The 12,465-nt window shown below is 68.3% G+C and carries 9 protein-coding genes and 1 pseudogene; 5 read left to right on the top strand and 5 right to left on the bottom strand.

Annotated elements, in window-relative coordinates:
• Positions 1–48: 48 nt before the first annotated feature.
• Positions 49–1,731 (bottom strand): aspartate-alanine antiporter, encoded by a 1,683-nt coding sequence (aspT, locus tag BFE01S_RS17490; protein ID WP_028226631.1) that lies wholly within the window; start codon positions 1,729–1,731, stop codon positions 49–51.
• A 599-nt stretch (positions 1,732–2,330) separates the two neighbouring features.
• Here aspT and BFE01S_RS39055 point away from each other — a divergent pair.
• Complete coding sequence (locus tag BFE01S_RS39055; RefSeq protein WP_084169999.1) at positions 2,331–3,428, top strand: LysR family transcriptional regulator; 1,098 nt, start codon at positions 2,331–2,333, stop codon at positions 3,426–3,428.
• Between the two features lie 43 nt (positions 3,429–3,471).
• Here BFE01S_RS39055 and BFE01S_RS39050 read toward each other — a convergent pair whose 3' ends face one another.
• Entirely contained in the window at positions 3,472–3,993 is a 522-nt protein-coding gene (locus tag BFE01S_RS39050; protein WP_156967051.1) for a plasmid fertility inhibition factor family protein, read from the bottom strand.
• 118 nt (positions 3,994–4,111) lie between these two features.
• Here BFE01S_RS39050 and BFE01S_RS43155 point away from each other — a divergent pair.
• Positions 4,112–4,377 (top strand): annotated as a pseudogene (locus BFE01S_RS43155) (enoyl-CoA hydratase-related protein); the annotation flags it as partial.
• Positions 4,378–4,613: 236 nt separating this feature from the next.
• Complete coding sequence (locus BFE01S_RS17465; RefSeq protein ID WP_245621126.1) at positions 4,614–6,401, top strand: winged helix-turn-helix domain-containing protein; 1,788 nt, start codon at positions 4,614–4,616, stop codon at positions 6,399–6,401.
• Between the two features lie 30 nt (positions 6,402–6,431).
• Here the strand turns inward: BFE01S_RS17465 and BFE01S_RS39045 are convergent, their stop codons facing one another.
• Complete coding sequence (locus BFE01S_RS39045; protein ID WP_156967050.1) at positions 6,432–6,758, bottom strand: hypothetical protein; 327 nt, start codon at positions 6,756–6,758, stop codon at positions 6,432–6,434.
• A gap of 350 nt (positions 6,759–7,108) precedes the next feature.
• On the opposite strand from BFE01S_RS39045, the gene BFE01S_RS17455 reads away from it, so the two are divergent.
• Together BFE01S_RS17455 and BFE01S_RS17450 are read left to right on the top strand one after the other, a co-directional pair.
• Entirely contained in the window at positions 7,109–8,290 is a 1,182-nt protein-coding gene (locus BFE01S_RS17455; RefSeq protein WP_028226628.1) for an MFS transporter, read from the top strand.
• A gap of 134 nt (positions 8,291–8,424) precedes the next feature.
• The gene (locus BFE01S_RS17450; protein ID WP_028226627.1) at positions 8,425–9,603 is read left to right on the top strand and encodes an MFS transporter; all 1,179 of its coding nucleotides are present in this window, start codon (positions 8,425–8,427) and stop codon (positions 9,601–9,603) included.
• A gap of 98 nt (positions 9,604–9,701) precedes the next feature.
• Here the strand turns inward: BFE01S_RS17450 and fahA are convergent, their stop codons facing one another.
• Together fahA and hmgA are read right to left on the bottom strand one after the other, a co-directional pair.
• A complete protein-coding gene (fahA, locus tag BFE01S_RS17445) occupies positions 9,702–11,027 on the bottom strand; it encodes a fumarylacetoacetase (protein ID WP_028226626.1) in 1,326 nt (441 codons plus the stop codon).
• The gene (hmgA, locus tag BFE01S_RS17440; protein ID WP_028226625.1) at positions 11,024–12,367 is read right to left on the bottom strand and encodes a homogentisate 1,2-dioxygenase; all 1,344 of its coding nucleotides are present in this window, start codon (positions 12,365–12,367) and stop codon (positions 11,024–11,026) included. The genes fahA and hmgA overlap by 4 nt, the downstream gene beginning before the upstream one ends.
• Between the last annotated feature and the right edge of the window lie 98 nt (positions 12,368–12,465).

Below are 12,465 nucleotides of genomic sequence, written 5' to 3'. Positions count from 1 at the left end.
ATCGCTATCGGAGCGAAGCCACCGCGCGTGCGCCGCTTCGCGGCCCCGTTAGCCGAACTTCGCCGCCAGCCCGACGACAACCGGGCCCATCAGCGGCAACAAGATGTTCGATAACGCGTACGTGATCGTGTAGCCGATCACCGGAATCGAATTTCCCGCCACGCCGACGAGCGCACTGATCGCCGGCGTGCTGCACTGCTGCCCCGCAATCGCGCCGAGCAGCATCGGCGCTTCCAGCTTGAGAAACATGCGCCCGATCCAGAGCGACAGGAAACCGGGGACCACCACCAGCAAAATGCCCGCGGCGGGCAGCGCCAGGCCGTATTCGCGCACGAGCCGGATGGCGTCGGGGCCGGCGGAAAGTCCCACCGCCGCGATGAAGGTCGCAAGACCAAAGTCTTTGAGCACCTGGGCCGCCGCCGAAGGCAGCGAGCCGACAACCGGAAAGTGCGAACGCAACCAGCCGAACAGGAGGCCCGAGAGCAGGCAGCCGCCGCCCGTGCCCAGCACGAGCGTCACGCCGCCGATGGTTGCCCCGAGCCGGCCGATCGCCATGCCGACCAGCACGCCGAGGCCAAGGTATACGAAGTCGGTTTTCTGCGTCTGCTGTATGACATAGCCGAGCCGCTTCGCGCCGCGCGCGACGTCCGTGGGCGCGCCCACGAGCGTGAGCACGTCGCCGCGCTGGACCACGGTGCCGGGCAGTGCGGGCACGGTGGTGTCCGAGCGCGTGAGCGCGGCCACGTAAATGCCGCGGCCCGCCTGAGGCTCGGCGCGCTCGCGCATCTCGGCGAGCGTGATGCCGTTGATGTCGCGGCGCGTGACCAGCACGTCGGTGCGCTGCGCAAGAGCGCGCGCGAAGTTTTCGCCGGAGACTTCCTCGCCGAACGCCGGGGACGCCTCGATCATCGCTTCGCGCCGCCCCGCGATGAACACCGTGTCTCCCGGCGCCAGCACGAACTGCGCGTTCACGTCGAGCTGCTTGCCCTTGCGCAGGACGCGCTCGATCGTCACGTTGTTGCCGAAGCGCGCTTCGAACGCGCTGACGACGGTGCCCGCCGCCGGTCCCACGAGGAACGCACGGCCGACGAGCGGCGGCAGCGCGAGCCGCTGCCCTTCGTCGAGCACGCCGTCGCCGCCGAGCTTGCGGGCAAGGCGCGCCGCTTCGTCGCGCAGATTGATGCGCAGAAGCAGCGGCGCAATCTGGCTCGTGAAGAGGACGATGGTGATGAGGCCAAAGAGGTAGCTCACGCTATAGGCCGTCGCGATGTTCGACTGGAGCTGGGTGACCTGCGCACCGGCGAGGCCGAGCTTCGAGACGGCCTCGGACGCCGTGCCGATCACGGCCGATTCGGTGGCGGCGCCCGCGAGGAGCCCCGCGGCGGTGCCCGGGTCGAGCTTCATCGTAACGACTGCAATCATCACGAGCGTCATCACGGAAACGATCTCGACGATCGAGAGGAGCCCGTAGCGCCAGCCGCGCAGCACGTTGGCGAAAAACTGCGGGCCGCCCGTGAAGCCGAGCGCGAAGATGAAGAGTGCGAAGGCAATGTTCTTGAGGTCGGGCGCGATGCGCGCGCCGGTCTGCCCGAGCACCAGCGCGACGATCAGCGTGCCGCACACCCCGCCGAGCGAAATCGGCCCGAACTTGATGGAACCAATCAGATAACCCAGCGCGAGGCTGAGGAAAAGGGCAATTTCGGGTTGCGATTTCAGCAATTCGACGATCATGAGTGTCCGCCTGCTGATTAAAGGTTTTTAGTGTGCCAAAAATTGCATGAAAAAGCGTTCAATGTGCGCGTACGCCGCGGGCATACCGCAATGGGGCCCCGACAAGAGGCGAAATAAATCGCCCGCCCACTCCACTCTTATTCGCGTTTATGTAACCGGCGTGAATTCGCCTGTTTTGATGCAATGCACCGTGGCTGCGTGATAAAGAAATTTCAACGGGAAAACAGCCAGGACAAGACAGACATCGTTTCCTCGCGAGCTGGCCCGTAACCCCTAAATCGCGGGATTGACGGGCGGTCAACCGGTCCGGGAAAACCGCTATCCGCAGAACGACGCGCTATTGAATTGCGCATACGGCCGCAGCGCATTCGTCATTCAATTCCCATGCCAGATGAGTATTGAATCCTTTACACCAATGCAACGCCGCGCCGCTTCGAGATAAATATTGTAATTCCGGTGGACTGTCAATATGATTTTCATTCCCGTACCGCCAATGCAAGGCCGCCGCACGCCGAATCCACTGAGACAGTGCCGCATTTTCCTGCCGCTGCAACGTCTCTTCTTCCGATTCATGCAGTCAGCATACGAGGCGAATGTCCATGAACCAGATACACGCCATGCGCGTCTTTGTCAGGGTCGCGGAAACGCAAAGCTTCCGCCGCGCCGCGCAGCAACTCGACGTGTCCAACGCACTCGTCACCCGTTCGGTCGCGATGCTCGAAGCACATCTGCACACGCGTCTCATCAATCGCACCACGCGCAACCTCTCGCTGACCGAAGCCGGGCAGCGCTATCTGGAAGGCTGCCGCAGCGTGCTCGAAGAACTCGATCACCTGGAGCACACCGTCGCCCACACCGAGCGCGAACCCAGCGGCACGCTGCGCGTGGTTGCCGCGGGCGCGCTTTCGCTCGCCACGCTCACCCCGCTCATCGACGGCTACCGGCGACTCTATCCGCGCGTGAACGTGCGGCTCACGCTCGCGGAGCGGCACATCGACCTGATCGAAGACGGCTTCGACTGCGGCATCGTCGCGGCGGCCTCGCTGCGCGGCAGCGATGTCGTCGAGCGCTCGCTCGGCACCACCACCTTCGTGCCGTGCGCCGCGCCCGCCTGGCTCGCGGAGCACGGCGAGCCGCGCACGCCCGAAGCCCTCGCGCGCGTGGCCGCGGTCACGCTGCCGCCCGAAGAGCGCAGCGCGACGTGGCAGTTCGCGCGGCCGGGCGAGCGCGCGCAGCAGGTCACGCTGCAACCGGCCTACGCCGTGAACAACATGCTGATGGTGCGCCTCGCGGTGCTCGCGGGCATGGGCGTGGCGATCGTGCCGGCTGCACTCGTGGCCGACGACCTCACGGCCGGCACGCTGCGGCGCCTCTTGCCCGAGTACGAAATCGACGACCCGCAGGCGCAGATGTCGATCGTCTATCCGAGCCGCCAGTACCTGCCTGCGAAGACGCGCCGCTTCGTCGACTACACGGTCGAGCACTTCGCGACCGCGGGGTCAGCCGAACCACCGGCGGCCGCGAGCATGCGGACGCTCGCGCCAGCAGCGGGCAGCGCAATGGGCAGTGCGGCGAATGGCGCGCTAAACGGTACGATGAGCGGCACCAGGAACGGCACAATCAGCGGCGCACTTAGCGACGCAATCAGCGGCACAATCAACGGAACACTCAGCGGCACACTGCGCGAGGCGGTCTGACGAAGCGCTTCGCGGCACCCGGCGCCCCTCAAGCGCCGCGCCCTCACTCGCCGTAGGCGTTCTTCGCCGCGGCGCCTTCGCCGGGCTCGCCCGCGCCGCACAGCTCGCGCAGGAGCGGCGCTTCGCGCTCGTGCACTTCGACAGGCAGCCACACCGCCCCGGCCCACGCAAGGTAGCGCGCCCGATGCTGGCCGTTGCGAAACGCCACGACCCCCTCGTGCGCGAGCCGCAGCCAGCCCGCCATCCCCGGCGCACGGCGCGTCGAGATCGTGACATACGGCATCTGCGGCACGCGCTCGTTCTGCGGGTCGAGGAAATCGCGAATGCCGCGCACCTTGCCTGCGTGCCAGTCGTCCACGGGACGCAGCACGTAGTCGGTGCCGTCGCGGTCGGCGCAGAGAAGCAGCTTGTGCAGATCGACGATCACGACTTCATGGCGCGTGCCGTCGGTCGTGAACACGCGCTTTAGGCGCACATGGTCGTAAGCGAGATGCGTGGGCAGCGGCACGATCCAGAGGGGTCCGGCAGCGGGAGACGAGGAGAGGCTCGGGTCGGGCGTAAACATGGGCGAGCGCTGCATGCGAGAGGACGGCAATGACGATGGTTAAAAGCGGCCTAAGCTACGAGGCAATCGTGACGCTCGTGTGACCTATGCGCCGCGCATCCCCGCAACGGAGAAGACCATGCACATCGAAACGTTCGGCGCCGACGTGCGCATCGAAGCGAGCGGCCCGGTCGCGACCCTCGTGCTCGACCGGCCCGCGCGCCGCAATGCGATCGACCGCCCCACGGCGAACGCGCTCGCCGACGCCTTCGCTCGTTTCGAAACGAACCGCGCATGCGGCTCGCCAAGCCCGTCGTCGCCGCGATAACAGGATACGCCGTCGCGGGAGGCCTGGAGCTCGCTTTGTTGTGCGATCTGCGTGTGGTGGAGGACGACGCGGTGCTCGACGAAGGGCTCGCGGGTGCGGCGCGTTTCGCGTCGGGTTCGGGACGCCACGGCGATCCGCTTGACGGTTGATCGACGACTGATTCGGGTTGAAGGCGCCTGCCCGACTGACTACATTGCAAAGCATCCGCCCGCGCGGCACGCGGCTTTCTTTCCTCAGACGAACGGCACGACCGCTACGTCGTCGCCGGTCTTTTCGATGTTCCCGAAGCCGCACCGTGGGAGAGCCCATGCCGATGGACAGACTCATCCGGTTCGCGGATTTCGAACTCGACGTCGAGCGCTATCAGCTAACGCGCGCCGGCGCGCAGATCCGGCTGGAGCGGCTGCCGATGGATCTGCTGATCCTGCTCGCCTCGCGTCACGGCGAGTTGATCGCGCGCGCGGATATCGTCGACCGGCTCTGGGGCGGCAGCCCGTTTCGCGACACCGAGAACGGGCTCAACACGGCGATTCGCAAGATCCGCATCGCGCTCGAAGAAGACCCCGCGAAGCCGCGCCATCTCATCACGGTCAAGGGCAAGGGATACCGGCTCGACGGCACGCGCGCAGCCGGCGCCGACGCGCCCGTTCCCGCCGCGTCGGCCAACGAGGCCGGGCCGCCCGCGGCCATGCGCGCCCTGGTGCTGCCGTTTGCGAACCTCACGGGCGACCCCGCCCAGGAGAGCCTCGCCAGCGCGCTGGCCGACGAAATTTCGGCCACGCTCGGCGCGCTCGACCCCGCGCGTCTTCTGATGATCGCGCGCACCACGGCGGCGCGCTATCGCGGCCAGCAGAAAAGCATCGGCGAGATCGCGCGCGAACTGAAGCTCGACTATGTGCTCGAAGGCTCGCTCACCCAGGAAGCGAATCGCCTGCGCATCCTCACGCGGCTGATCCGCTGCGCCGACGAAGTGCAGATCTGGAGCCGCGCGCACGAGCCCATCGCGCAGGGTGCGCTCGACGTCCTCGAAGAAGTGGCGGCGGCGCTCGCGAGAGATATCGAACCCACCCTCGGCGACCAGCGGCACGCGGCGCTCGCGCGGCGCCTGCCCGTCGATCCGGCCGCCCACGATGCCTATGTGCGCGGACGCTACTTCTGGTACCGGCGCGTGCATTTCGACGCCGGCTTCAGCGCCCACCACGGCCTCGACGGCGAGGACTTCTTCCGCAGCCGCCAGTACTTCGAAACCGCGCTCGAACGCGATCCGAACTACGCGCTCGGCTACACAGGTCTTTCGAACTACTATGGATCGACCGCGGTGCACGGCTTCTTCGCGCCGGAGGAAGGCTGGCCCGTGGCGCGCGAGATGGCCGAGAACGCGCTCGAACTCGACCCCGGCCTGCCCGAGGCGCACCATGCGCTCGCCGCGGTGCGCTACTTTTTCGAATGGGACTGGAGCCGTGCCGAAGCCGGTTTCAAGGAAGCGCTGCGCCTGAATCCGAGCTACCCGGAAGCGCACCGGCTCTATGCGCGCCTGCTCGCCGCCTGTGGGCGCCGCGCGGAAAGCGACGCCGCCGCGGGGCGCGCCGAGCGCATCGATCCGCTCGCCTTCCAGGGATCGCGCGCGTTCGGCATGGTGCTCGCGGGCCAGCACGCGCAGGTGGTCAGCGACTATCTCTCGCCGGGCCACCGCGAGCATCCGCCGCTGCTCTATCAGTTGCTCGCCATTGCGTTCGAGGTCAAGAAGCTCTATGCGCAGGCAGTCGATGCCACGCTCGAAGCCCTCGTGCGCTGCGGCCAGCATGCGCGGGCGGCGGCGATCCGCGCGCAGTGGGAGGCAGACGGCTACGAGGCCGTGCTGCGCTGGCATCTGGACGATCTGCTCGCGCGCCGCCGCACCCGCTACACCTCGCCGCTGCTGCTCGCCGAGACCTACGCCCGCCTCGGCGACCCCGGCGAGATGTTTCGCTGGCTCGAAGCGGCGCTCGCCGAACGCAGCTCGCGCCTGTGCGAACTGCGCACGAATCCCTGGTTCCAGCCGTATCGCGCCACCAGCCGCATGCGCCTGATCGAGAAGCATATCGGCGCGGGACAGGCTTGAGACTGGCGCGCCGGGCGAGTAAGGCGGCCCTCACTGGCCGTGATAGAGGCTCTTTTGCAGCGCCGCGCGCTCGCCGTCCTCGCCGGAGCGCACGAGGTCCTGATAGACCTGCTCGCGCGTGAGGCCCGCGGGCGCCATGGGCGCGCCCGAAGCGCTCGTGGAAAGCGGGGCGCCGCCCACATCCTGCGAGGTTGGCTGTGGGATTGACTGCGCGGTTGACTGCGCGGTTGACTGCGCGGTTGACTGTGAAGCCTGCGCTTCGTCGGGTTGCGAGTCGGCCCAGACCGAGACGGCGAAGAGAGCCGCCGCGCAGGCCAGCGCCATGCGCACCGTACGGGCTGTGTTCAAAGTGTTCATTGCATCGCTCCGGAAAAGTTGCGCATGCGCTCGGCCGCCATGCGTCGCGGACGATATCCACCGCGGTTGCCATCTGCGCCAGGAACGGCCGGCGGGGGCCGGCTGCTTGCGGCGGGATCGTGAGGTCATCGTGCGGCGGCCGGAGCCTGCACGCCATGGAGGCTGGCTGAAGAAATCATCAAGGATAGGGAGGGGGGCGGACGGCGCCCAGGTGTTGGGCGCAAGGCACAACGAAAAGCGGGCCGTATGCGAAGTGTCAGTATTCAGTACAATTCCGCGTTGACTTAATTGCGGCTTCCCGGGCGCGCCGTGCGCACCGTCGGCCGCGTGACCCCGACCCGCGCCGCGCCATGCCCCTGCCCCTTCTTGCCCTCGCCGTTGCCGCCTTTGGAATCGGTACCACCGAGTTCGTCATCATGGGGCTCCTGCCCGACGTGGCGCGCGACCTCGCCGTCTCGATCCCGGCCGCCGGCATGCTGGTCTCCGCCTACGCGCTGGGCGTCACCATCGGCGCGCCGATCGTCGCCATCGCCATCGCGAACGTGCCGCGCAAGCAGGCGCTCATGCGGCTGATCGGCATCTTCATCGTGGGCAACCTGCTTTGCGCGCTCGCGCCGAACTACGCGATCCTGATGGCCGCGCGCATCGTCACCGCGTTCTGCCACGGCGCGTTCTTCGGCATCGGCTCCGTGGTCGCGGCCGGGCTCGTCGCGCCGAACCGCCGCGCCCAGGCCATCGCGCTGATGTTCACGGGCCTCACGCTCGCCAACGTGCTGGGCGTGCCGCTCGGCACGGCGCTCGGCCAGATCGCCGGCTGGCGCGCCACCTTCTGGGCCGTCACGGGCATCGGTCTGCTCGCGGCCGCGGCGCTGTGGGTCTGCCTCCCGGCGAAGATCGAAATGCACAAGGCAAGCCTCGTGCACGAGTTCGCCGTGCTGAAAAACCCGCAGGTGCTGATGGTGCTCGGCATCAGCGTGCTGGCTTCGGCAAGCCTCTTCTCGGTGTTCACCTACATCACGCCGATCCTCGAAGACGTGACCGGCTTCAGCCCCCACGAAGTGACCTTCGTGCTGCTGCTGTTCGGCCTCGGCCTCACCGTGGGCAGCACGCTCGGCGGCAAGCTCGCCGACTGGAAGCTCATGCGCTCGCTGCTCGGCTTCCTCGCGCTCATCAGCGTGGTGCTCGCCGCGTTTGCCGCCACCATGCACGACCCGATCGCCGCCATGGCGACGATTTTCGTGTGGGGCGTCCTCGCCTTCGCCATCGTGCCGCCGCTGCAGATACTGATCGTCAATCGCGCGAGCCATGCGCCGAATCTCGCCTCCACGCTCAACCAGGGCGCGTTCAATCTCGGCAACGCGAGCGGCGCCTGGCTCGGTGGCGTGGCGATCAGCGCGGGCGCGCCGCTCACGGCGCTGCCGTGGGTGGGCATCGCCATGGCCCTCGGCTCGCTCGCGCTTACGCTCGTTTCGGCGCAGCTCGACCGGCGCGCACGGCGCCTCGCCGTGGCCGGGCCGCAGTCCTGCGCATGACGCGAAAGGCCGTGGCGCATCGCATGCGTTTAGGCCGGTAGGGTCTGCGCAGCCAGGACTGCCTGCCCCTGCGCCCCACCGCAGCGGGCCTTCCGCCAGCGCGCGATCGCGCCCACGTAGTAGCATCTGGCCCGATGAAAACCGTCCTCACCCGCGATTTCCTCGCGCTGATCCTGAGCGTCGCCGTGGTCGGCGTGGGCTACGGCGCCACCCTGCCGCTCACGGCGCTCGCCCTGTCCCAGGCCGGCTACGGCACCGCCATCATCGGCCTGTTGACCGCCGCGCAGGCCTTCGGCGGCCTCGCCGTCGCGCCGCTTGCCGCGTGGGTCTCGGCCCGCTTCACCAACCGGCAGGTGATCACGGGCGCCGTGCTCGCCGTGGCGCTCGCCACCGCCGCGATGCAGGTCACCGCGAACCTCTGGGCCTGGGCGCTCCTGCGCATGGTCTGCGGCGCGGCGCTCATGCTGCTCTTCACGATCGGCGAAGCCTGGGTCAACCAGCTCGCCGACGACACGAACCGCGGCCGCGTGGTCGCGATCTACGCCACCACGTTCACGCTGTTCCAGATGGCGGGCCCGGTACTGGTGAGCCAGATTGCCGACGCCCTGGCATGGCGCTTCGCGATCTGCGGCGCGATCTTTCTCGTGGCGCTCCCGATGCTCGCCGCCATGCGCGGGACGGCGCGGGCGAGCGAGGCGCACGACGGACACGACGGACATGGGCAGCACGCACAAGCGGGCAGTTGGCGCCACGTGCTGCCGAGGATGCCGGCGCTCGTCCTCGCCACCGCCTTCTTCGCCCTCTTCGATACGCTCGCGCTCTCGCTTTTGCCGCTCTTCGCCATGGACCACGGCATCGGCAGCGAAGAGGCCGTGCTGTTCGCCTCGGCGGTACTGCTCGGCGACACGGCCATGCAGTTCCCCATCGGCTGGCTCGCGGACAAGCTCGGCCGCGAACGCGTGCATGCGCTCGCGGGCGTCGCCGTGGCGGTGCTGCTGCCGCTCCTGCCGTTCGCGATCGGCACGCCCTGGCTGTGCTGGCCGCTCCTCTTCGTGCTCGGCGCGGCCGCTGGCGCCATCTACACGCTCGCCGTGGTGGCGTGCGGCGAGCGCTTCGAAGGCGTCGCGCTCGTCTCCGCCAGCGCCGTCGTGAGCGCTTCGTGGAGCGCGGCGAGCTTCGCCGGCCCGATCGTCACCGGCGCGCTGATGGAGCACGCCGGGCGCGATGCCATGCTCTGGGTGCTGTTCGCAGGCGCGCTCGTGTTCCTCTGCGCGCTCCAGTGGGAACGCACGCGCCGGCTCGCACGGGCCTGAGCGGCACGCGCCGCGCGGCTTGCGGGTCGTCAATCGCACCAAAACGAAGGGCCGGCACGCCTCGCGGCGCACCGGCCCTTCGCTCATCCCTCTTCCGATCAGGACTTCAGCGCAGGCAGGATCTTGCCGACGCACGTGCCGAAGCCCACGCGATAGCCCTCGCCCTGGCACCAGCCCGCGAGCGTGAGTTCGTCGCCGTCCTCGATGAAGCCGCGCGTGCCGCCGCCCGAGAGTTCGAGCGGATTCTTCGCGTTCCACGTGAGTTCGAGCAGGCTGCCGAACGAGTCGGGCGTGGGGCCCGAGATCGTGCCCGAGCCCATGAGGTCGCCCACGCGCGTGTTGCAGCCCGCCACGGTGTGATGCGCGAGCTGCTGCGCCATCGTCCAGTACATGTGGCGGAAATTCGTGCGCGCGATGGAGGTGGCCTCGGCGGCGCCTTCGGGGCGCAGCAGCACTTCGAGCGCGATGTCGAATGCGTGGTCGCCGGCGTGGCGCAGGTAGTCGAGCGGCTGCGGGTCCTGCTGTGGCTGCGCGACGCGGAACGGCGCCAGCGCGTCGAGCGTCACGACCCACGGCGAGATCGAGGTGGCGAAGGTCTTCGCGTTGAACGGCCCGAGCGGCACGTATTCCCACTGCTGGATGTCGCGCGCGCTCCAGTCGTTGAGCAGCACCATGCCGAAGATGTGGTCTTCGGCCTCCTCGCACGCCACCGGCTCGCCCAGCGCGTTGCCGCGCCCGACGATAAAGCCCGTTTCCAGTTCGATATCGAGCTTGCGGCAAGCGCCGAACACCGGGCGCTCCTGCTCGGGCAGCTTCAACTGTCCGCGCGGGCGGCGCACCGGCGTGCCGCTCACCACCACCGACGACGCGCGCCCGTTATAGCCGATCGGCATTTCCGACCAGTTCGGCAGGAGCGCATTCTTCGGATCGCGAAACATCGAGCCGACGTTGGTCGCGTGCTCTTTCGACGAGTAGAAGTCGGTATAGCCGGGAATCTCCACGGGCAGATGCAGCGTGGCGTCGGCCTGGCGCACGAAGGCGCGGGCCTTGAGCGCGGTGTCGTCGCGCAGCGTCGCGGTCTCGCGCGCGAGCAGCGACGAAAGCTGGATGCGTACGCTGCGCCACGCGTCGCGGCCGAGCGCGATGAAATCGTTCAGCGCGCCGCGCGCGAAGACCGCTTTCGGCGCGCCTTGCGGCAAGCGCAGCAGCCCCGCGTCGTGCAGCACGGCGAGGTCGGCGATCAGGTCGCCGATCGCCACGCCCACGCGCGGCGCCGCGCGGCCTGCATCGCCAGCCTGACTGAACACGCCGAACGGCAGGTTCTGGATCGGGAAATTGCACTGCGGGTCGTTCGCGCTGTCGATCCAGCTCTTGCGCGCCGGGTCGAGCGTCGCCTGAAGATCGCTCGGGATGGTGCTGCTCATTGCTTCTCCGGATTGAAATGTTTCGTGAGGCCTTGCCAGCACTGGTAGTAGTTGGCCTGCAGCCCGGCCGCTTCGAGCGCGTAGCGCGTCGGGCGGATCAGCGTGCGGGTTTCGACCATGAAGGCCATGGTGTCGGCCACCTTGTGCGGCTTCGAGGTGTCGGCGTTCGACGCCTTCTCGAAGGTTTCCGCATCGGGGCCGTGGCCCGACATGCAGTTGTGCAGGCTCGCGCCGCCCGGCACGAAGCCTTCGGCCTTGGCGTCGTAGACGCCGTGCACGAGGCCCATGAACTCGCTCGCGACGTTGCGGTGATACCAGGGCGGGCGGAACGTGTTCTCGGCCGCGAGCCAGCGCGGCGGGAAGATCACGAAGTCGATCGAATCGACGCCCGGGGTGTCGGTGGGGGCGTGCAGCACGAGGAAAATCGACGGGTCCGGGTGGTCGTAGCTGATCGAGCCGATGGTGTTGTAGCGGCGCAGATCGTACTTGTACGGCACGTAGTTGCCGTGCCACGCCACCACGTCGAGCGGCGAATGGCCGATGTCCGCGCGCCACAGTTCGCCGTTGAGCTTCGTGACGAGTTCGAACTGCCCTTCGCGGTCTTCGTAGGCCGCGTGCGGCGTGAGGAAGTCGCGCGGATTCGCGAGGCCGTTCGAGCCGATCACGCCGAGGTCCGGCAGGCGCAGGAGCGCGCCGAAGTTCTCGCAGATATAGCCGCGCGCCTCGCCGTCGGGCAGATCGACCGTGAAGCGCACGCCGCGCGGAATCACCGCGATCTCGAAGGGTTCGACCTCGAGCCGGCCCATCTCGGTCGCAATGGCAAGGCGCCCGTGCTGCGGGACGATCAGCAGCTCGCCGTCCGAGTTGTAGAAGAAGCGGTCCGTCATCGGCCGGTTCGCGGCGTACAGATGGATCGCGCAACCGCTCATCGACGCCGCCGAACCGTTGCCGGCCATCGTCACCCAGCCGTCGATGAAGTCGGTGGGCTCGGCAGGCATGGGCAGCGGGTCCCAGCGCAACTGGTTGGGCGGCGTGGGCGGCACGGCGCCGAAGTCGGCCACGAGGCGCCCCGCGCGCGCCGTGACCGGCACGAAGGGCTGATGCACCGCGCCCGGGCGGATGCGGTAGAGCCACGCGCGGCGGTTATGCGAGCGCGGGGCCGTGAAGGCCGTGCCCGAAATCTGCTCGGCGTACAGGCCGTAGGCCACGCGCTGCGGCGAGTTGCGGCCTTCGGGCAGGGCGCCGGGCAGCGCCTCGGTGGCGAATTCGTTGCCGAAACCGCTCATGTAGCCGCGTTGGGCGTCCACGGCCTCGGCGGGGTGTCGCAGGGGTGCGTTCATCGATGTCTCCAGGTGCTCCGGCACGGCGGCAAGCCGGCCGGGCCTCGTCCGGTTGAATCCTCGCTGAATCCTGACCGGGTTCGAAAAAAGTGCGACGA

It is taken from the genome of Paraburkholderia ferrariae NBRC 106233, from assembly GCF_000685035.1.
Taxonomy (GTDB): Bacteria; Pseudomonadota; Gammaproteobacteria; order Burkholderiales; family Burkholderiaceae; genus Paraburkholderia; species Paraburkholderia ferrariae.
The sequence above is the reverse complement of the archived record's forward strand: the minus strand, read 5'-3'. Positions and strand labels throughout refer to the sequence as shown.